A 19,872-nucleotide genomic window follows, 5' to 3' on the forward strand; every position below is an offset into this window, starting at 1 on the left:
TATAGGCTCGCGTCGTGTCCTCGACCGGTTCGCACCGTGCCCCCACGCTCGCCGTCGTCGGAGGAGGCCAGCTGGCCCGGATGATGGCCCAGCCCGCGATCGCGCTCGGCCTCCCGCTGCGCCTGCTCGCCGAGGCCGAGGGCGTCTCCGCGGCCCAGGTGATCCCCGACCACCTGGTCGGCGACTACACCGACCTGCCGACGCTGCGGAAGGTCACCGACGGCGCCGCGGTGGTCACCTTCGACCACGAGCACGTCCCGACCGACCACCTGCACGCGCTCGAGGCGGACGGCATCGCCGTACGCCCCGGGCCGGGCGCCCTCGTCCACGCCCAGGACAAGGCGGTGATGCGCCGTCGGCTCGCCGAGCTCGACGTGCCGTGCCCGCGCAACGCCGTGGTCACCTCGACCGCGGAGGTCGAGGCCTTCGGGCTGCCGTGCGTCCTGAAGACCACGCGTGGCGGCTACGACGGCAAGGGTGTGTGGGTGGTCCGCGCGCTCGACGAGGCGCAGGTCGCCTTCGACACCGCCGCGGCCGCCGGCGTCGAGGTGCTGGCCGAGGAGCTCGTCGACTTCCGGCGCGAGCTCTCCGCCCTCGTCGCCCGGGCGCCCAGTGGTCAGGCCGCGGCGTACCCGGTCGTCGCCTCGACCCAGCTCGACGGCATCTGCCACGAGGTCATCGCCCCGGCGCCCGACCTCGCGCCCGCCCTGTCCGGTCAGGCGCAGGAGATCGCCCTGCGGATCGCCGGTGCGCTCGACGTCACGGGCATCCTCGCCGTCGAGCTCTTCGAGACGACGGACGGCCGGATCCTGGTCAACGAGCTGGCCATGCGTCCCCACAACACCGGCCACTGGTCCCAGGACGGCGCCGTGACGTCCCAGTTCGAGAATCATCTGCGCGCCGTCATGGACCTCCCGCTGGGCTCGCCGGCCCCGCGCAGTCGCTGGACCGTGATGGTCAACATCCTCGGCGGACCCACCGACACCGGTCACCTCTACGACGGCCTGCCGCACGCGATGGCGCGCGACCCGCACCTGCGGGTGCACTTCTACGGCAAGGACCTCCGCCCGGGCCGGAAGGTCGGCCACGTCAACGCCTTCGGCGACGACCTGGACGACTGCCTCGAGCGTGCCCGGCACGCCGCGTCGTGGTTCCGCGGGGACCTGGGCGACGAGAGCGAATGACCAGAGCAACGAGGGACAGGTGGAGGACCGGATGAGCGAGACGCAGGGACAGCAGTCGGCCGTGAAGGTCGGCATCGTGATGGGCTCCGACTCCGACTGGCCGGTGATGCAGGCCGCCGGCGAGATCCTCACCGAGCTCGGTGTCGGGTGGGAGGCCGACGTCGTGTCCGCCCACCGGATGCCGACCGAGATGGTCGAGTGGGGCCGCCAGGCCCACACGCGCGGGCTGTCGGTGATCATCGCCGGCGCCGGGGGAGCGGCCCACCTCCCGGGGATGCTCGCCTCGGTGACGCCGCTGCCCGTGATCGGCGTCCCCGTCCCGCTGAAGTACCTCGACGGGATGGACTCCCTGCTGTCGATCGTGCAGATGCCCGGCGGCATCCCGGTCGCCACCGTCGCCATCGGCAACGCGAAGAACGCCGGCATCCTCGCGGCGAGGATCCTCGCCACCAGCGACCCCGCCCTCCAGCAGCGCCTCGTCGACTACCAGGCCGAGCTCGCCGAGACCGCGCACGCCAAGGGCGAGGTCGTACGCCGGGCGGCCGCGGGCGACAGCCGCCGGGTGGGCTTCTAGCGTCGGCTACCGGTCCCGGTCGCGCACGCGGCCGCGGAGGGCCTTGGTCGAGGCCCGCTCCTTCTTCGCCTTGAGCCGTCGCTCCTTCGACCCACGCGAGGGTCGCGTCGGTCGACGCGGTGGGGGAGGAGGGGCGAGCGCTTCCCGCAGCAGGTCCGCAAGCCGCTCGCGTGCGGCCACGCGGTTGCGGTGCTGCGAGCGGTGCTCGGAGGCGGCGATCGACACCCGCCCGTCGGGCCACCGTCGCAGGGCACGGGCGCGCTGGGTGTCGGTGAGCGCCCCCGAGGCGGCGACGTCGTACTCCAGCTCCACGCGCGAGTCGGTCGTGTTGACGGACTGACCGCCCGGGCCCGCGGACTTCGAGAACCGCTCGACCAGCTCGGCCGCAGGCACCACCAGACCCTCGGGCAGGCCGGGTCCGGCCGGGACATGGAGGTCGCGCACGCCTCCATTGTGGACGTCTAGGGTTCGTGGCATGACCACACGCTGGGGAATCGCCGCGACGGGCGGGATGGCCGCCGCCTTCGCCTCCGACCTGGCCCACCTTCCGGACGCCGAGGTCGCCTTCGTCGGCAGCCGCTCGGCGGAGGCCGCCCGTGGCTTCGCCACGCGCTTCGGCGGCGCGGACTGCGGCGCGGGGACGTACGCCGACCTGGTCGAGGCGGGTCGCCGGGGGGAGGTCGACGTGGTCTACGTCGCGACCCCCCACCCGCAGCACCACGCGCTCGCCCTCGCCGCGATCGGGGCCGGGACGCCGCTGCTCGTCGAGAAGGCTTTCACTGCGACCCTGGCAGGAGCCGAGGAGGTGGTCGCCGCCGCCCGCGACGCCGGCGTCTTCTGCATGGAGGCGATGTGGACCCGCTTCCAGCCCGCGGTCGCGCACGCCCGTGCCCTGGTCGACGCGGGCGAGATCGGGGAGCTCCTGCTCGTCCAGGCCGACTTCGGCGCGCAGCGCGACTACGACCCGACCAGCCGGCTCTTCGACCTCGCGCTCGGCGGCGGGTCGGTGCTCGACCTCGGCGTCTACACCGTCTCGCTCGCGCAGCACCTCCTCGGGCGCCCCGACCGGGTCACGGCCACCGGCACGACCTACCCCAACGGCGCCGACCGGTCGGCGGCGATCCAGTTCGCGTACGCCGACGGGCGGGCCGCGTCGCTGACCTGCACCCTCGCGAGCCAGACACCCGGCCGCGCGATCCTGGTGGGCACCCAGGGATCGCTCGAGCTCGTGCCGCCCTTCTACCACCCCACCCGGGTGGTCGTGCGCCGCAACGGGCAGGAGCCGCAGGAGGTCGAGCTGCCACCCACCGGTCGCGGGTACGCCCACCAGGCCGAGGAGGTCCAGCGCTGCCTGGCCGCCGGCCTCACCGAGAGCCCGGTGATGCCGCTGTCCGACACCCTCGACGTGATGTGGGTGCTGGAGGAGGCGCTCGGGCAGCTCGGCATCACCATGGCCGAGGCCCCGCTGCACGGCTGACGCAGGTGCGTTCCTAGCGCCCGCGCCTACGCCACTCGATGGCCGGACAGGTGTCCATCACCATCGGCACCCCGGCCGCCGTCGTACGGGCGAAGGCGTCCTGGTCGACGACGCCGAGCTGGAACCAGACGCCCTTGGCGCCGATCGCGACCGCCTGGTCGGCGAACTCCCCGGCGGCCTCGGAGCGGCGGAACACGTCGACGACGTCCACGGGGAACGGCACCTCGGCGAGTGAGGCGTACCCCTGCTCGCCGAGCACCGCGGGTGCGCCCGGGTCGGCGAAGACCGGGTGGATCGGCACGATCCGCTTGCCGCGGGACTGGAGCAGGGACGCGATCGAGTACGCCGTACGGCCGGGGTCGCCGGACAGGCCCACCACGGCCCAGGTCCCGAGGTCGTCCAGCATCCGCTCGACGGTGCCGGGGTCCTGCCAGTCGTTGCTCACGGTCGTCATGCGGCCCACGGTAGTCAGGGGAGGGGAGCGAGCCCGGCACGGGAATACCCCATGGGGTATTGGTGCTGTACTCGGTGAGGCGGCCGCCGACCGGTCGCCCGAGCCAACCGGGAGGAGCCACCCATGAGCACCGTCGACCTGACCACTGCCGACTTCGAGACCACCATCGCCGACAACGAGATCGTGATCGTCGACTTCTGGGCGTCCTGGTGCGGCCCGTGCCGCCAGTTCGCCCCCGTCTTCGCAGCCGCCTCGGAACAGCACTCCGACATCGTGTTCGCCAAGGTGGACACCGAGGCCGAGCAGGCGCTCGCCGCGGCCGCCCGGATCACCTCGATCCCGACCCTGATGGCCTTCAAGGACGGCGTGCTCGTCTTCTCGCAGCCGGGCGCGCTGCCGGCCGCGGCCCTCGAGGAGCTGATCACGGCGGTCCGCGGTCTCGACGTCGAGGCCGCGCTCCGCGAAGCGGCGGTCAGCGAGCGCCAGGGCGCCTGACGCCACGGCTGCGCCTCGCGGGGTGGCCAGCGCCACACGGCTGGCCACTCCTCCGAGAAGCTTGGACGTCCTAGAATCCGGGCCATGAGCGAGTTCCCCCTCTACGCCCTGTCCGAGGAGCACCAGGCCATCCGCGAGGCGGTCCGCGCGGTCGCCGACGCCAAGATCGCGCCGTTCGCCGCGGCCGTCGACGAGGAGGCGCGCTACCCGCACGAGGCTGCCGAGGCGCTGCTCGCGTCCGACTTCCACGCCCCGCACGTGCCGGAGGCGTACGGCGGTGCCGGCGCGGACGCGCTCGCCACCGTCCTCGTGATCGAGGAGGTCGCCCGCGCGTGCGTGTCGTCCTCGCTGATCCCCGCGGTCAACAAGCTCGGCTCGCTGCCGGTGCAGATCGCGGGCTCCGAGGAGCTCAAGCAGACCTACCTGACCAAGCTCGCCAAGGGCGAGGGCGGTTTCTCCTACTGCCTCTCCGAGCCGGACGCCGGCTCCGACGCGGGTGGCATGAAGACCCGGGCGGTCCGCGACGGTGACGAGTGGGTGCTCGACGGCGTGAAGCGCTGGATCACCAACGCCGGCGAGTCGGAGTTCTACACGGTCATGGCCGTCACCGACGCCGAGAAGAAGACCCGCGGCGGCATCTCCGCCTTCGTGGTCGAGAAGTCCGACGAGGGTGTCTCCTTCGGCGCCCCGGAGAAGAAGCTCGGCATCAAGGGCTCGCCGACCCGCGAGGTCTACCTCGACAAGGTCCGCATCCCCGCCTCCCGCATGATCGGCGAGGAGGGCAGCGGCTTCACCACCGCGATGAAGACCCTCGACCACACCCGCGTCACCATCGCCGCACAGGCCGTGGGCGTCGCGCAGGGAGCGCTCGACTACGCCCTGGAGTACGCCAAGGAGCGCCAGCAGTTCGGGAAGTCGATCGCGGACTTCCAGGGCATGCAGTTCATGCTCGCCGACATGGGCATGAAGGTCGAGGCCGCCCGCCAGATGACGTACGCCGCCGCAGGTCGCTCCGAGCGCGGCGACGACGACCTCACCTTCTTCGGTGCGGCTGCCAAGTGCTTCGCCTCCGATGTCGCGATGGAGGTCACCGTCAACGCCGTGCAGGTGCTCGGCGGCTACGGCTTCACCCGCGACTACCCGGTCGAGCGGATGATGCGCGACGCCAAGATCACCCAGATCTACGAGGGCACCAACCAGGTCCAGCGCATCGTGATGGCGCGCCAGCTCCTTGCAGGGGTTCAGTCACAGCTCTGACCTGCGGGTTTGCGGTCCAAAGCGGCGAATCCTGTGGCCATGGTGCCAGACAGGCGCGACGTGACAATGGCCGAGTTCGGCATCTTCAAGCACCGAGACGCACCCGTCCGCACGGTCTGTGTGTCGCTTGTGTGACACGTCCGCGACCGTGATCCTGCTCGACGACGAGCACGAGCGCCGGCCGGCCGCCGTTCCGGCGGATCGGCATGTGAGGACGGCAACTGGGTACGGTGTTGCTGATGCGCACGCACGCGACGTTGCTCTTGAAGCCAGCCCACGGATGGCTGGTTGCCTGCGTGATGGCCTCGCTCTTCGTCCTGATGGGAGCCTCCGGCGATGACGTGTTCGCGCGCCATGTCGGCATGTCGGTCTCCGCGTCCCCGACGTCCGGCGCCGCCCCTGGAGCCGACAGCCTGACCGTGCCGACGGACCCCTGGCTGGCCGCCGGCGAGGTTCTGACCGTCCGGCCTGACCACAGCAGCGACGACCGCGGCACTGCCGCTCACACGCTTCACCTGCTCGGCGCCTGCTTGGCGATCTTGTGCGCCGCTGCGGTGCTTCTGCATCGCCGCGGATGGTGGCCCGGGTCAACACACGCGACTGCAGCACTGTCACCGCGGCTGACGTTTCCCGCCTCCTGGCTCGCGCGCGTGCTCAGGGGCCCTCCGCCCCGAGATCCGCCTCGCTTCTCTCCGGTGATCCGGACCTGAGGGCTGGTGCGTTCGCCTGCGCCACGGCTTGGCCGTGACGCGACTACGCACACCCGTACAGCAGGTCCACACCAACGAGAGACGGAGAGAAGACAATGTCCAGCACGATCACCGAGATGATGAAGACCTACCCCGCCGAGATCAACGCCGACCGCGAGCTCCTGGCACAGTGCGTGGCCGCGTGCGTGGAGTGCGCCCAGACGTGCACTGCGTGCGCCGATGCGTGCCTGAGCGAGGAGATGGTCGCCGAGCTGACCAAGTGCATCCGCACGAACGCCGACTGCGCCGACATCTGCGAGACCACCGGACGGGTGCTGTCACGCCACACCGGCTACGACGCGAACATCACCCGGGCGGTGCTCCAGGCGTGCGCGCAGGCGTGCAAGTCCTGCGCCGAGGAGTGCGAGCAGCACGCCGAGATGCACGAGCACTGCCGCATCTGCGCCGAGGCGTGCCGCCGCTGCGAGGACGCCTGCAACCGCGTCCTGGCCGCCATCGGCTGAGAACCGACCGCACCGGCGGATGACCGGCCCCGCGGGGCCGGTCATCCGTGCCGCCGCGCACGCAAGCGCGGACCACAGACTGGAAGGACCGACGACCACCATGACTCAGCACGAGCAGAACGACCAGCGCCAGGACCAGCACGAGGACAACAGCTCCAGCGGCAACAGCCCAGACCACGACGGCCGGCACGAGGCGAAGATGTACCTGCGTTTCGGCCTGATGATCGCGACGTCGACCCTCGTGATGTTCGCCCTCACCTACACCAACGCCTTCAGCGCCGACCATGTCCGCTTCAGCGAGGAGCGCCTCTACATGGCGCTGCTCATGGGCGCGGCGATGGCGCTCATCATGCTGGCCTTCATGTGGGGGATGATGTATCGCAACCGCACGGTGAACGTCGCCATCGTCGTGGGAGCGCTCGTCCTCGGTGGCACGGCGCTCTACCTGTCCCGCTCCCAGGCGCTCGTCGACGACGAGAGCTACATGAAGGCGATGATCCCGCACCACTCCATCGCCATCCTGACCAGCGAGAGGGCCGGAATCGAGGACGTCCGGGTGCGCGAGCTGGCCGACGGCATCACGGCCGCGCAGCGCAAGGAGATCAAGGAGATGGACTGGCTGGTCCAGGACATCGAGGAGAACGGCCCGGCCACGACGTCGGAGGAGGCCGAGCAGCGACCGGTCCCGAACTTCGAGGGCACGGCCACGGGTCAGCGGGACGCTTGGCGCGCCGCGCAGACACTTCTGCGTGCGCTTCTCGCTCTCCCGTTGGTCGGCAACGTGGCCCGCTGATCTCTCGGCGTCTGGAGGCCTGACCGGGGGCCACAACTCTTCGGTCAGGCCTCCACCACCCGGCGCGGGCGCATGTCTGTTACGAACGGACCAGCCTGGTGATGGCGCTCATCGCCTCATCCACCCCCGGCTGACTGTCGTCACGAGGGTTCAAGGTCGCGTGCGCGACGCAGCGGCGCATGTGCTCGTCGAGCAGAGTCAACGCGACGCTCTGCAACGCCCGGGTCGCAGCAGCCACCTGGGTGAGGACGTCGATGCAGGACGCGTCGGAGTCGACCATGCGCTCCAGCCCCCGGACCTGGCCCTCGATCTTGTGCAACCGGATGAGCACGGCCCGCTCGTCGGTGATGCACCGTGGCTCGGCGTTCATCGCGTTCATCGCGTTCATCGCCTACTTCTTCGCCGTTGATGGACTGCCGGGCCGTGGCCCGCACCCCATTCCTGATGGTCGTCGCGGTGGGCGCTGCGACCGCAGCGACCTGCACCTCCACCGTGCGACACGTCACCCATCGGAAAGGGCGAGGAACTGTGAAGATCCGTTGAAGACTGCGGCGTGGGCCGTAGGGCGCTCGGCTAGACGCCGGCGGGAAGACGAACGGTGAACGTAGCGCCCTGTCCGTTTCCGGCGCTGGTGGCGGAGATGCCGCCGCCGTGCGCCTCGACGAGTGCCTTCGCGATGGCCAGGCCGATGCCGGAACCTCCCTGGCGCCGGTCCCGGCCGGTGTCGGCGCGGTAGAAGCGGTCGAACAGGTGCGCCAGGTGTTCGGTCGCGACGCCCTCGCCCGTGTCGGCGACCCGGTACTCGACCCACTCTCCAACGCGACGGCACGTCAACATGACTGTCCCGCTCGCGGGCGTGTGGCGCAGCGCGTTGTCGAGCAGATTGCCGAGCACCTGGCCGAGGCGGTCGGCGTCCACGCTCACCTGGCCCGCGTCGTCCAGGTCGGCGACCAGGCGCACACCCTTGGCGGTGAACCGATCACGGGCGGCTTCGGCGGCCGTGCGTGCCAGCGCAGCGGCGTCCACTGGGGCTGGGCTGACGTGCGTGGCTTCCTCGGCGCGGGACAGGGCGGTCATGTCCTCGGCGAGTCGTCGGAGCCGGCCGGTGGAGCCGCGGACCACAGCCAACGTGTTCTCGTCGAGCGGCCGGATGCCGTCCTCGACGGCCTCGAGGTGCGCGTCGATGGTGGCCAGCGGGGTGCGCATCTCGTGTGCCAGGTCGGCCAGCATCTGTCGTCTGGTCTGCTCAGTGGCCGCCAGCCTCTCCGCCAGCCGGTTGTAGCTGAGCGCCAGCGTCGTGAACTCCTCACCCAGGCCCGGGTCGGCGACCCGGGCGCCGTAGGTACCGGTCGCGATCTGCGACGCGGCGGCGGCGACGGCGTCGATCGATCGCTGCACCCGACGGCTGAAGTACCACGACACGGCCAGCGCGGCGAGCACCGAGGCCACCAGCGCCAACCCGATGGACACCAGCAGCGCCGACGCGAACGCCTCCTCCAGGTGGCCGGTCTCCTCGACCGTGTGGTCGTCCCCGGCCCGCTCGAGGTGGTTGGCGAAGATCGTGGGTCCGACCAGGGAGGCCACCAGCCACGTGGTGAGCGCACCGGCCACCAGGACGAGCGCCTGCGCGACCAGCAGCCGGGCCGCAAACCGAGCCCGCGTGCGGCGCGGGTGCGACGGTGGGGTGATCGGAGCGTCGTTCACTGCCCCGCGCCCATCCGGTAGCCGACACCGCGAACCGTGCGCACGAACCGGCCCTCGACGGGGCCGTCGCCGAGCTTGCGGCGCAGGTGCCCGACATGCACGTCGACCAGGTGCTCGTCACCCACCCACGACGGCCCCCAGACGGCCTCGATGAGCTGATGGCGGCTGAACGCCATCCGAGGGTGTTCGGACAAGGTGGCGAGCAGGTCGAACTCGGTGCGCGTCAACGCCACCGTCTCGCCGTCCAGCCACACGTCGCGACCGACCGGGTCCACCGCCAGCGTCCCGAACCGTCGCGCCCCTTCCAGCGCGCCCAGCCCAGGGGGCCCGGCGGGCGCGGCGGACGGCTTCCCGGTTGCTCGCGGACGGCGGAACATCGTCTGGACTCGAGCCATCAACTCGCGCGGACTGAACGGCTTGGTCATGTAGTCGTCGGCGCCGACCGACAGGCCGATGAGGGTGTCCACCTCGTCGCTGCGGGCGGTGAGCATCACGACGTAGGCGTCTGAGAACGTACGGAGCTGCCGGCAGACCTCGACTCCGTCCAGGCCGGGCAGGCCCAGGTCGAGGACGACCACGTCCGGGTCGACTCCGCGGGCGGTTGCGACCGCGTCCAGGCCGTCGTGGACGACTGAGACCTCGAAACCGTCGTGCTCGAGGTAGCTGCCCAGCAGCTCGGCCAGCTTCTGCTCGTCCTCGACGACCATCGCCCGGAGCCCCGACGGCGGCCGCCGGCTGGCGACGGGCGCAGCCGGGGAGGCGCCGTCCTCACCGCCGTGTTCTGCCATACCGCCCATCGTGGCAGCCCGGCGTCCGCGAGGTGGGGGGTAGCGGACGTGGCGGACGCATCTTCAGCGAACCTTCACACGATCGCGACCGGGGCGCGGTGGTCTTCCGTGCACAGTGGGAGTCAGGAACGAGCCGAGGAGCTGAGGACGATGATGGGTTGGTACCACGACGGCACCGGGTGGGGCGGGTGGCTGGTGATGGCCCTCGCGATGGTCGCGTTCTGGGCGCTCGTCGTCCTGGCAGTCGTCGCGTTGTTCCGAGGAGCCACGCAGGGACGGCAGCCGGCCTCGCTCCAGGACCCGATGGACATTCTCGACCAGCGGTTCGCGCGCGGGGAGATCGACGAGGACGAGTACCACGCCCGGGCCGCGGTCCTGCGTACGTCGGTGCGTTGACCGGTCGAACGCCGGAGAGCCTGCAGACGATGAAGACCGGCGACCGCGCGGGCCCCGACCCCACGTCGACCTCCGAGCGCCGGCCGCGGCCCCGCATCCAGCGTGTACTGGGGAGCGCCTGGAACGCCGTGACGGCCGCCATCGGGGCCGTGATGGGGCTGCTGCCCCACGTGCTCCATCACGCGGGGCTGCTGGGCGGTGCGGTGTTGGTGAGCGGCGCGACCGGAAACGTGCTGTTCGCCGTGCTTGGCATCGTGTTCTCTCTTCCGCTCCTATGTCGGCTGTATCGACGCTTCGGCACCTGGAAGGCACCAGCGGTGGCGCTGGGCGTCTTCGCGCTCATGTTCTCCCTCTCCGCGTTCGTCGTCGGCCCCGCCATCAGCGGCGACGAGCCCGACCCCGGCCCGGTCCCGGTGCAGACGCCCACACCGTCCGACCACGGCAGTCATCACGAGTGAGCCGGGCGCCCAGCGGCGGCTAAGTGGGGTCCGGCGCAGCGCAGCCTCCCGCGTCCACGGCGGTCCTGTGGCCGTCAGGCGGTGGCGCGTCAGGCCAGCGCGCCCGCGCGCAGGGCCTCGCGAAGGTCGTCGCGTGCTGGCACTCCGGCCAGAGCCGTGTCGGACCGGTACATCCGGCACGCCACCGACGCGACGGCGCCAGGTTCACTGAACGGGTCCTGACCGTTGAAGAGGAATGTCGGCGACCCGATGAACCCACGCGTCTGCGCTTGCTCCTCGGACTGGATGACCGTCGTCCTCACCGAAGCCACTACGCCCAGGTCGGTGAGCGCAGCGCAGATCAGGTCGTAGGCCACGGCCTCGTTCGGGCAGTTCGGTACAACCAGCAGCTCCACGTCCATGGCCACCACCATGCCAGCCGGACGGTGGCACGCAGTCAACCGGCACACACGCGAGCACCCACCGCTGGGTCCGCCCGACCGTTCTCGGGATGGAGATCTTCAACGAACCTTCACACCAGCCCGGCGCTCACCTTCACTCGCCCGCATCACGCTGGAAGGGAGCCTGAGGACGCGGCTCAGAAGAGCGTTGGAGGACATCATGAGCACCCGTCGGAGCATCAACATCACCCCCGCCGAGCGGGCGGCCCGCATCGTCCTGGGCGGCGCGGCCACCGCGGCCGGCCTGCTGCTGCTGGCCGGAGCCGGCTCGGTCCTGGCGGTCGCCCTCGAGCTGCTGCTGGTGGTTGCCGGGCTCGACCTGGTCATCACCGGCGCGCTCGGGCACTGCCCGCTGTACGCACGCCTGGGCCACGTGCCCGCATCGGTGAAAGGACGGACGTCATGACAACGCCCCGCTGGATGGACCACCACCCTCACCACGACCCACAGCCGTGGCCGTACGAAGCCCCGTACTCACCATTCGCCAACCAGAAGGCCTCCGAGCCCGTCACGGACGCTCAGCTCCCGGCACAAGAGCCCAACGCCGGCCACAGCGGGCACGGCGGGCACGGGCTGATGATGCTCGTCTGCTGCATCCCCATGATCCTGCTAGCCGTTGCGCTCGTCGCGACCGGTGTCGCGGGTTCCGGCGCCATCGTCGGCGCCCTGCTGTGCACCGCCATGATGGCCGTGATGATGCTCGCCATGCCCGGCGGCCACGACCACAAGTAGCCGCGACGGCCACCGCAGTCGCAGGGCGAGGACGTGAGCTGAGATGAGCACCCGCACCCGCAGCAGCGGTTCCGTGCCGGTCACCCGGCGGCTGCTCGCCGCCCGGCCGGTGCGCACGGGCGCCGGCGCGGTCGGAATCGGGATGGCGCTGATGCTGATGCTGCTGCTCTCCGGGCTCTGGGCCGGTGTGCAGGACCGGGTCACGACCTACGACGACCACCTCGGCGCCGACCTGGTCGTCGTACCGCCCGACACCGCCAACCTGTTCGCCGACCCCGGGGTCCTGCCCGGACCCACCGTCGAGGCGGTCGCGGACGTCACCGGAGTCGACCAGGCCGCCTCGCTGCGCACCATGTACCTCATCCTCGAGCTGCCCCACGGCAAGGCCGCCGTCGCGGCCGTCGCCAGCGACCCCTCCAGCACGCTCGGCGGCCCGTGGTCGTTCACCCGCGGCGCAGCCCCCCGAGCGATCGACGAGGTCGCCGTGGATGCGCTCTTCGCTGACCAGCACGACCTGGACCTCGGTTCCCGGCTGCCCATGCTCGGCCACCCGATGCGTGTCGTCGGGCTCACCGACGACACCGCCCTGTTCATGACACCCCTGGTCTTCACCACCACCGAGGCGATGAACCAGATGCTGCGCAGCCCGGACACGACCGGGTCCGTCCTCGTCACGACCTCCGACCCGGCCGCCACCTCGCAGGCACTGGGTCAGGCTGGCTACACCGTCCGCACACCCGCCCAGCTGCACGCTGCGTCACTGACGCAGGCCACCAAGATCTACGGGTCCCCGGTCCGGCTGATGGTCGGCGTCGCGTTCATCGCCGGCACCCTCATCGTGGCCTTGGTCGCCTACACGCGTGTCGTCGAGCAGCAACGAGACCTCGGGGTCCTCAAGGCGCTCGGCGCGACCCCCGCGCGGATCCGACGCATCGCGGTGACCCAGACCGTCACCCTGACCGGCCTCGGTGCCATCGCTGCCGTCGCCTTGTTCCTGCTCGCCCGCACCGTCCTGGCCTGGTGGCGTCCCGCGTTCCCCGTCGAGCTCACCCCCGCAACGCTCGCCCAAGCCGCTCTCGCGGCCGCGGCGATGAGCGTGCTCGCCGCCTGGTTACCCGCACACCGCCTCGCCCGCATGGACGCCGCCTCCGCGTTCCGGAGCCAGCCATGACCATTCGCCCGCGCTACCTCCCCGCGCCGGCGCCCGGCGTGCCGGTGGGACGCCGGCTGCTGTTCGTCGAACGGCGCCGGGCCACTCTCACTGTCCTCGGTGTCGCCACGTCGCTGCTGCTGGTCCTGGTCCTCGGTGGCATCTTCGCTGGAGCGGTCGAACAGGTCACCCGCTACATCCGCACGTCGCCGGCCGACATCTTCATCTCCCAGGCAGGGGTGCGCACCATGCACATGAGCGCATCCGCCCTGCCGCCCGAGACCGTCTCGGCTGCTGCGGCCGTGCCCGGCATTGCCTGGGCCGCCCCCATCGGGTTCGCGTCCGGCTCGATCGCCGGACCCAAGGGACGACAGCTCACCTACCTCATCGGCTACGACACCGACACCGGCCGCGGAGGCGCCCGCCTCGTCGACGGCCGCACACCAGGTCCCGGTGAGGCGATTCTCGACGAGGAGGCGGCCGAGCAGCTGGGAGTCAGCCTCGGCGGTCGCGTGACCGTGATGGGCACCCCTCTGCGAGTGGTCGGGCTCTCCGCCGGCGGCACCAGCATCACCAACACCACCACCTTCGTGGACAGGGCCGAGTTCGCGCGCATCCACTCCGACCAGACGTCCTACGTCCTGGTCCGCGCTGACGACGACCGCGTCCCGGCGGCCGTCGCCGCGCGGCTGCGGACGGCGCTGCCGGAGGCGACCGTGCAGACCCGCGAGGAGTTCGCTGCCTCCGAGGCGCGCGTCGTGACCGACATGAGCGCCGACCTGCTCCGCCTCATGTCGACCATCGGGCTGCTCATCGCGTTGGCCGTCATCGCGCTCGGCCTCATGGGGGCCACGTTGTCCAGGGTGCGGGACTTCGCCGTCCTGAAGGCGCTGGGCTCGACCACCCGCCGACTCTTCGGCGCCGTGGTCGTGCAGGTGCTGTGGACCATCACCCTGGCCGTGGGGGTCGCCGTCGCGGCAGCGCTCGTCCTGGCCTGGCTCATCCCGCTCGCCGCTCCCACCGTCCAGATCGTCGTGACCGTTCCCGCCGCCGCTCGCACCACCGCCCTGGCCCTCCTCGTCGGCCTGGCCGCCGCAGTGTGGCCGCTGCGCCGGATCGCCTCGGTCGATGCCGCTACCGCGTTCAGGGAGACCCGATGAACACCGCCCGCACTCATCGCCCCGCGCCGACCGACGCCACCCGCCCAGCGGCGACGCCCGGCACCGAGGCGGCGAACATCGCGCCCCTGCGAGTGCGGGGGCTCACCAAGACGTACGGCGCCGGGGCCACCGAGGTCCGCGCGGTCGACGCCGTGGACCTCGACGTCCGCGCCGGCGAGGTCCTGCTCGTGATGGGGCCCAGCGGGTCCGGCAAGACGACGCTGCTGCTGATGCTGGGCGCACTGCTGCGACCCACCACCGGCTCGATACTGGTCACCGACCGGGCCGGCGTGAGCATCGACATCGCCACCGCTGCCGAACGAGCCCTGCCCGCCCTGCGCGCCCACTCCTTCGGGTTCATCTTCCAGGACTACGCCTTGCTCGACGCGCTCACCGCCACCGAGAACATCGCCGTCGCCGCCAACATCGCCGGCCTCACCGGGGCGCCCGCCCACGCCCGCGCCGCCGAGCTGCTCGAACGAGTCGGGCTCACCCACCGCGCCACCGCCCGACCCTCACAGATGTCAGGAGGCGAGCAGCAGCGCGTCGCCCTGGCCCGCGCGCTGGCCAACGACCCGCCCGTCCTGCTCGCTGACGAACCCACTGCGAACCTCGACGCGTCCCGCGGCCGCGACCTCGCACGGCTGCTGCGCACCCTCGCCGACGAGGACCACCGCTCGGTCGTCATCGTCAGCCACGACGAACGCCTGCGCGAAGTCGCCGACCGCGTCCTGTGGATGGAGGACGGCGCGTTCCGCGAGGTCGCCGCCATGGTCATCGACCCCGTCTGCGGGATGGCCGTCGAGCCGACCGGGCCCAGCCTCGAACGGCTCGGACGCACCGTGTGGTTCTGCTCCGACGGGTGCCGACGCGAGTACGCCGACGACCCCGACCACTTCGCCCCACCTCGCCCAGCCGTCGTCGAACCAGGGGTTGCGGACATACCCCCAGGGGGTATCATCTAGTCATGAGCAGCCACCAGCACCACGTCACCGCTCAGAGCGGAGCGGTCAAGGACCCCGTGTGCGGCATGGACGTCGACCCCGCCACGACCGAGCACCTCGTCGAGCACGAAGGCGTCACCCACCACTTCTGCTCCGAGCACTGCCGGTCCCGGTTCCTCGCGGACCCGGAGGCGTTCATCCACGCGTCCAGCAGCGCCCCCGGCAGCGCACCCAGCCAGCCGGCTCCGGCCGCATCCGGTGCCGAGGTGGTCGAGTACACGTGCCCGATGCACCCCGAGATCCGGCAGGACGGGCCGGGCACCTGCCCGATCTGCGGCATGGCCCTCGAACCCGTGATGGTCACCGCTGACGCGGGGCCCTCCGAGGAGCTGCGCGACATGACTCGCCGGTTCTGGATCGGCGTGGCCCTGTCCATCCCGGTCCTCATCCTCGGCATGGGCCGAGACCTCGTCCCGTGGCTGCACGACAACGTCTCCGCGACCGCGTCGACGTGGATTCAGCTTGCCCTCGCCACCCCGGTGGTGCTGTGGGCCGGCTGGCCGTTCTTCGTCCGCGGCTGGGCATCGGTGCGAACCCGGAACCTGAACATGTTCACGCTCATCGCGATGGGCACCGGCGTCGCCTGGCTGTTCAGCGTCGTCGCCACCGTCGCGCCCGGCATCTTCCCCGACGCCTTCCGCACTGACGGCGCCGTCGACGTGTACTTCGAGGCAGCCGCCGTCATCACCACCCTCGTACTGCTCGGCCAGGTCCTCGAGCTCCGCGCCCGCGAGGCGACCTCGGGTGCCATCAAGGCGCTCCTCGACCTCTCCCCGAAGACCGCCCGCCGCATCCGCGACGACGGCACCGACGAGGAGGTCACCCTTGACCAGGTCCAGCTCGGCGACCTCCTGCGCGTGCGCCCCGGCGAGAAGGTCCCCGTCGACGGTCTCGTCGAGGACGGGAACTCCGCCGTCGACGAGTCGCTGGTCACCGGCGAGTCGATGCCGGTGACGAAGCATGCCGGCGACAACGCCATCGGCGGCACCCTCAACCAGACCGGCGCGTTGCTGGTGCGCGCCACCGCGGTGGGCCGCGACACGATGCTGGCCCGCATCGTCAACATGGTCGCCGAGGCGCAACGCTCCCGAGCCCCCATCCAGCGCACCGTCGACCGGGTCTCCGCGGTGTTCGTGCCCACCGTCATCGGCATCGCCGTGCTCGCGTTCGTCGTCTGGGCCCTCGTCGGACCCGACCCGCAGCTGGCGCACGCCCTCGTGGTCGCGGTGAGCGTCCTGATCATCGCCTGCCCGTGTGCCCTCGGCCTGGCCACACCCATGTCCATCATGGTCGGCGTCGGCCGCGGCGCCCAGATGGGTGTCCTCATCAAGAACGCCGAAGCGCTCGAGCGGATGGAGAAGGTCAACACCGTCGTCGTCGACAAGACCGGTACCCTCACCGAAGGCAAGCCCGCCGTCACCGCCATCCACCCCGCCACCGGCCACGACGCCCACGAGCTGCTGCGGCTCGCAGCCGCCGTGGAGAACGCCTCCGAGCACCCCCTGGCCCGCGCCATCGTCGAGAAGGCCCAGGCCCAGTCGAGCGGCAGGCTGCCTGAGGTGGCTGACTTCGACGCGCCCGCCGGCAAGGGCGTCCTCGGCACCGTCGAAGGCCGCCGGGTGCTCATCGGCACGACCGGGTTCCTCACCAGCCAGGGCGTTGACCCGGCAGAGCTGGCTGGGCCGGCGGACGAGCTGCGCCGCAGCGGCGCCACGGCCGTCCTCGTCGCCATCGACGGGCAGCCGGCGGGCGTCATCGGCATCGCCGACCAGGTCAAGGACACCACCCCCGCCGCCTTGGCTGCGCTCCGCAAGGAGGGCATCGAGGTCATCATGCTCACCGGCGACAACCAGGTCACCGCGCAGGCCGTCGCCGCCGACCTCGGCATCGACCGCGTCGAGGCTGAGGTGCTGCCCGACCACAAGGCAGACGTCGTCAACCGCCTGCGCGCCGAAGGCCGCGTCGTCGCGTTCGCCGGCGACGGAGTCAACGACGCCCCCGCCCTCGCGGCCGCCGACGTGGGCCTGGCCATGGGGACCGGCACCGACGTCGCCATCGAGTCCGCCGGTGTCACCCTCCTCCGCGGCGACCTCAACGGCATCGCCCACGCCCGCCAGCTCTCCCACGCCGTCATGTCGAACGTCCGCAGGGGCCTCTTCCTCGCCTTCGCGTACAACACCGCGGGCATCCCCATCGCGGCCGGCGTCCTCTACCCCGTGTTCGGGTGGCTGCTGTCCCCGGTCATCGCCGCGGCCGCCATGGCGCTGTCGTCGGTCAGCGTCATCATCAACGCCCTGCGGCTCCGCACCCAGCGGCTCGGCTGACCGCGCCGTCCGTAGCATCGAACCCGATGAGCCCCGCGCCCACGACCACCGCCGCCGACACCCGCAGACCCGTGCGGGTGCCGGCAGCTGCGCGCGTCAGCGGCCCTGCTGCGCTGGCAGCAATCGTCGTGGCCCTCGTTGTCGGCATCCTCGGCATGCACGCCCTCACCAGCCACGGCACCACCGTCGCGCCAGGGGCTGCCACCGGCACGGCGGCGCCGGGCCACGCCACGGAGATGATGGCCAGCACCTCCCACGACGCCCACGCCCACGCCGCGGAACACGCCACAGGGACCACAGCCGTCCCCACCGGGGCCGACGGGGGCTCGGGTCCGGGACACGACATGGCGGGCATGGCCATGCTGTGCGCCGTCATGCTCGCCGGCGCGGCGCTCACCCTGCTCGTCCTGCTGGCCGTCGGCGTACGGCGGCCGCTGCTGCCGGCTTCGTTCGCACCCGCCGCCGTACGCGCCCGGGTCCTGACGTGGGTGTGCGGCACTGGCCCACCGCCCGTGTGGCAGTTCTCCGTCATCAGGTGCTGACAGGCAGGTAGCCCGCCGACCCAGCACGGTCCCTGCTGCGCCTGAACCTTGTCGCGCCTGGATCACGTCTGCCCCAGCGGTGCGCACCCGACCTGCCTGACCCTTGATGACCTCGAACAGGAGAACCACCTCATGCGCTACCCCCGACCCGCCGCGCTCGTGCGCCGTCCCACCGTGCTGCTCGGCAGCCTGACCCTCGGCCTCGTCCTCACGCTGACTGCGTGTGGCAACGATGACGAACCGGTCGGCGACGCGTCCTCGCAGGTGTCCGAGACCGAGCACAACGACGCCGACGTCGCGTTCGCGACCGACATGATCCAGCACCACGCCCAGGCACTCTCGATGGTGGACCTGACCGTCGACCGCACCCTCGACCCCGAGGTGCAGCAGCTCGCCGACGACATCCGCGCGGCACAGGGCCCCGAGATCGAGACGATGAGCGACTGGCTCCAGGACTGGGACGAAGAGGTCCCCGAGACGATGCGCGACCACGCGAGCGCCGGCCACGACATGGAGGGGATGGGTGACTCCATGGAGGGCATGGACTCCGACATGCCCGGCATGATGTCGGGCGAGGACTTCGACGAGCTCGAGAACACCTCCGACGCCGAGTTCCAGGACATGTGGCTCGAGATGATGGTCGAGCACCACGAAGGTGCCGTCGAGATGGCCCAGGAGCAGCAGGAGAACGGGCAGTACAAGCCCGCGGTCGACCTCGCCGGTGACGTGGTGGCCACCCAGACGGCCGAGATCGAGACGATGAAGTCTTTGCTCGGCTCCTGACGAACCGAGCCGCATCGACCTCACCCCGCCCGACCGCCCCCGCCGCAACCGGAGTGTCATGTTCGACCACCTGCAACGCCGAATGACCGCAACCGTCCTCGCCGTAGGAGCCGCCGCTCTCGTCCTGGCCGGCTGCGGCAGCGACGACAGTCCGTCCCCGGTGGGGGCGCCGAACGCGGCCGAGGACACGGCCCTGGGCCACGTGCACGGCCTCGGCGTCGACCCAGGCGACGGCACGCTCTACGTGGCCTCCCACTTCGGCGTCTTCCGCATCGGCGAGGACGGGACGCGCGAACGGGTCGCCGACCGGTGGCAGGACACCATGGGTTTCGCGGTGGTAGGTCCTGGTCACTTCCTCGGGTCCGGCCATCCCGACCTGCGTGAACGACTCCCGGCCAGTCTCGGCCTGATCGAGTCCACCGACGGCGCCGAGACGTGGAAGCCCGTGTCGTTGCTGGGAAAGGCGGACCTCCACGCCATCGAGGCGGTCGGGGACCGGATCTACGCCTATGACTCGGTCAGCGGGTCACTCCTGACGACCACCGACCGCAAGAACTGGACCACTCTCAGCACGCAACCGCTCCACGACCTCGCCGCCAACCCCGACGACCCCGACGCCGTCTACGCCACCACCGACCGAGGCGTCCTCGTCCGGTCCACCGACGGGCAGGAGCCCCGCCCAGTAGCCGGGGCGCCGACGCTCACGGCCATCGACTGGCAGCCCGACGGACCGCTCGTCGGGATCGCCGCCGACGGTACCGTCATGACCAGCCAGGACAGCGAGCAGTGGCAGGAGGCAGGACGCCTCGACGGACTGGTCGAGGCGCTCGACGCCGTCGACGGCCGATGGCACGCGGCCACCGCGACGGGCGTGTACGAGTCCACTGACGACGGTGAGACCTGGCAGCGGGTGGTCGGCCAGTGACCGTCCGCCCAGACCCACC

At 71.3% G+C, this 19,872-nt stretch carries 25 protein-coding genes; 19 read left to right on the forward strand and 6 right to left on the reverse strand.

Annotated features, from left to right (window positions below; all coding sequences use genetic code 11):
- Nucleotides 1–14: 14 nt before the first annotated feature.
- Nucleotides 15–1,184 carry a 5-(carboxyamino)imidazole ribonucleotide synthase gene (locus AC57BS_RS16200; protein ID WP_496412465.1) on the forward strand — a complete coding sequence of 390 codons (1,170 nt, stop codon included), beginning with the start codon at nt 15–17 and terminating at the stop codon, nt 1,182–1,184.
- 31 nt (nt 1,185–1,215) lie between these two features.
- Nucleotides 1,216–1,758, forward strand: coding sequence for a 5-(carboxyamino)imidazole ribonucleotide mutase (gene purE, locus AC57BS_RS16205; protein ID WP_496412466.1), 543 nt, complete (start codon nt 1,216–1,218; stop codon nt 1,756–1,758).
- 6 nt (nt 1,759–1,764) lie between these two features.
- Here purE and arfB read toward each other — a convergent pair whose 3' ends face one another.
- Nucleotides 1,765–2,202: an alternative ribosome rescue aminoacyl-tRNA hydrolase ArfB gene (gene arfB / locus AC57BS_RS16210; protein WP_496412467.1), complete on the reverse strand. Its 438-nt coding sequence runs from the start codon at nt 2,200–2,202 to the stop codon at nt 1,765–1,767.
- Between the two features lie 31 nt (nt 2,203–2,233).
- Between arfB and AC57BS_RS16215 the strand changes: the two genes are divergently transcribed.
- Nucleotides 2,234–3,235, forward strand: coding sequence for a Gfo/Idh/MocA family protein (locus AC57BS_RS16215; protein WP_496412468.1), 1,002 nt, complete (start codon nt 2,234–2,236; stop codon nt 3,233–3,235).
- A 13-nt stretch (nt 3,236–3,248) separates the two neighbouring features.
- Here AC57BS_RS16215 and AC57BS_RS16220 read toward each other — a convergent pair whose 3' ends face one another.
- A complete protein-coding gene (locus AC57BS_RS16220; RefSeq protein ID WP_496412469.1) occupies nt 3,249–3,689 on the reverse strand; it encodes a CoA-binding protein in 441 nt (146 codons plus the stop codon).
- Nucleotides 3,690–3,812: 123 nt separating this feature from the next.
- Here AC57BS_RS16220 and trxA point away from each other — a divergent pair, with 123 nt between their 5' ends.
- From trxA to AC57BS_RS16245, 5 genes are all read left to right on the forward strand, one after another.
- Complete coding sequence (trxA, locus tag AC57BS_RS16225; RefSeq protein WP_496412470.1) at nt 3,813–4,184, forward strand: thioredoxin; 372 nt, start codon at nt 3,813–3,815, stop codon at nt 4,182–4,184.
- A gap of 84 nt (nt 4,185–4,268) precedes the next feature.
- Nucleotides 4,269–5,441 carry an acyl-CoA dehydrogenase family protein gene (locus AC57BS_RS16230; RefSeq protein WP_496412471.1) on the forward strand — a complete coding sequence of 391 codons (1,173 nt, stop codon included), beginning with the start codon at nt 4,269–4,271 and terminating at the stop codon, nt 5,439–5,441.
- A 239-nt stretch (nt 5,442–5,680) separates the two neighbouring features.
- Complete coding sequence (locus tag AC57BS_RS16235) at nt 5,681–6,151, forward strand: hypothetical protein (protein WP_496412472.1); 471 nt, start codon at nt 5,681–5,683, stop codon at nt 6,149–6,151.
- 95 nt (nt 6,152–6,246) lie between these two features.
- Nucleotides 6,247–6,654 (forward strand): four-helix bundle copper-binding protein, encoded by a 408-nt coding sequence (locus AC57BS_RS16240; RefSeq protein ID WP_496412473.1) that lies wholly within the window; start codon nt 6,247–6,249, stop codon nt 6,652–6,654.
- Between the two features lie 100 nt (nt 6,655–6,754).
- Nucleotides 6,755–7,447, forward strand: a complete 693-nt coding sequence (locus tag AC57BS_RS16245) for a DUF305 domain-containing protein (RefSeq protein ID WP_496412474.1) — start codon at nt 6,755–6,757, stop codon at nt 7,445–7,447.
- Nucleotides 7,448–7,526: 79 nt separating this feature from the next.
- Here AC57BS_RS16245 and AC57BS_RS16250 read toward each other — a convergent pair whose 3' ends face one another.
- The 3 genes from AC57BS_RS16250 to AC57BS_RS16260 all read right to left on the reverse strand — a co-directional run bounded on the left by AC57BS_RS16250 (nt 7,527) and on the right by AC57BS_RS16260 (nt 9,939).
- Nucleotides 7,527–7,835, reverse strand: coding sequence for a metal-sensitive transcriptional regulator (locus tag AC57BS_RS16250; RefSeq protein WP_496412475.1), 309 nt, complete (start codon nt 7,833–7,835; stop codon nt 7,527–7,529).
- Between the two features lie 185 nt (nt 7,836–8,020).
- Entirely contained in the window at nt 8,021–9,151 is a 1,131-nt protein-coding gene (locus AC57BS_RS16255; RefSeq protein WP_496412476.1) for a sensor histidine kinase, read from the reverse strand.
- On the reverse strand, nt 9,148–9,939 hold the full coding sequence (locus AC57BS_RS16260) for a response regulator (protein ID WP_496412477.1): 792 nt from the start codon (nt 9,937–9,939) through the stop codon (nt 9,148–9,150). The genes AC57BS_RS16255 and AC57BS_RS16260 overlap by 4 nt, the downstream gene beginning before the upstream one ends.
- A gap of 150 nt (nt 9,940–10,089) precedes the next feature.
- On the opposite strand from AC57BS_RS16260, the gene AC57BS_RS16265 reads away from it, so the two are divergent.
- Nucleotides 10,090–10,335, forward strand: a complete 246-nt coding sequence (locus AC57BS_RS16265) for an SHOCT domain-containing protein (RefSeq protein WP_496412478.1) — start codon at nt 10,090–10,092, stop codon at nt 10,333–10,335.
- Nucleotides 10,336–10,364: 29 nt separating this feature from the next.
- Entirely contained in the window at nt 10,365–10,793 is a 429-nt protein-coding gene (locus AC57BS_RS16270; protein ID WP_496412479.1) for a hypothetical protein, read from the forward strand.
- Nucleotides 10,794–10,882: 89 nt separating this feature from the next.
- On the opposite strand, the gene AC57BS_RS16275 is transcribed toward AC57BS_RS16270, so the two are convergent.
- Complete coding sequence (locus tag AC57BS_RS16275) at nt 10,883–11,194, reverse strand: hypothetical protein (protein ID WP_496412480.1); 312 nt, start codon at nt 11,192–11,194, stop codon at nt 10,883–10,885.
- A 199-nt stretch (nt 11,195–11,393) separates the two neighbouring features.
- On the opposite strand from AC57BS_RS16275, the gene AC57BS_RS16280 reads away from it, so the two are divergent.
- From AC57BS_RS16280 to AC57BS_RS16320, 9 genes are all read left to right on the forward strand, one after another.
- Nucleotides 11,394–11,639: a YgaP-like transmembrane domain gene (locus tag AC57BS_RS16280; protein ID WP_496412481.1), complete on the forward strand. Its 246-nt coding sequence runs from the start codon at nt 11,394–11,396 to the stop codon at nt 11,637–11,639.
- Complete coding sequence (locus AC57BS_RS16285; protein ID WP_496412482.1) at nt 11,636–11,965, forward strand: hypothetical protein; 330 nt, start codon at nt 11,636–11,638, stop codon at nt 11,963–11,965. Before AC57BS_RS16280 ends, AC57BS_RS16285 begins: the two co-directional genes overlap by 4 nt.
- A 43-nt stretch (nt 11,966–12,008) precedes the next feature.
- Nucleotides 12,009–13,136, forward strand: a complete 1,128-nt coding sequence (locus tag AC57BS_RS16290) for an ABC transporter permease (protein ID WP_496412483.1) — start codon at nt 12,009–12,011, stop codon at nt 13,134–13,136.
- The gene (locus tag AC57BS_RS16295; RefSeq protein WP_496412484.1) at nt 13,133–14,275 is read left to right on the forward strand and encodes an ABC transporter permease; all 1,143 of its coding nucleotides are present in this window, start codon (nt 13,133–13,135) and stop codon (nt 14,273–14,275) included. The genes AC57BS_RS16290 and AC57BS_RS16295 overlap by 4 nt, the downstream gene beginning before the upstream one ends.
- Complete coding sequence (locus AC57BS_RS16300; RefSeq protein ID WP_496412485.1) at nt 14,272–15,240, forward strand: ATP-binding cassette domain-containing protein; 969 nt, start codon at nt 14,272–14,274, stop codon at nt 15,238–15,240. The genes AC57BS_RS16295 and AC57BS_RS16300 overlap by 4 nt, the downstream gene beginning before the upstream one ends.
- A gap of 2 nt (nt 15,241–15,242) precedes the next feature.
- Entirely contained in the window at nt 15,243–17,603 is a 2,361-nt protein-coding gene (locus AC57BS_RS16305; protein ID WP_496412486.1) for a heavy metal translocating P-type ATPase, read from the forward strand.
- A 26-nt stretch (nt 17,604–17,629) separates the two neighbouring features.
- Nucleotides 17,630–18,145 carry a hypothetical protein gene (locus AC57BS_RS16310; RefSeq protein WP_496412487.1) on the forward strand — a complete coding sequence of 172 codons (516 nt, stop codon included), beginning with the start codon at nt 17,630–17,632 and terminating at the stop codon, nt 18,143–18,145.
- 132 nt (nt 18,146–18,277) lie between these two features.
- On the forward strand, nt 18,278–18,928 hold the full coding sequence (locus AC57BS_RS16315; RefSeq protein ID WP_496412488.1) for a DUF305 domain-containing protein: 651 nt from the start codon (nt 18,278–18,280) through the stop codon (nt 18,926–18,928).
- Nucleotides 18,929–19,010: 82 nt separating this feature from the next.
- Nucleotides 19,011–19,853, forward strand: a complete 843-nt coding sequence (locus tag AC57BS_RS16320; protein WP_496412489.1) for a F510_1955 family glycosylhydrolase — start codon at nt 19,011–19,013, stop codon at nt 19,851–19,853.
- Nucleotides 19,854–19,872: the final 19 nt, after the last annotated feature.

This window comes from Nocardioides sp. BGA-UO-ETr-FS32 (assembly GCF_059567905.1).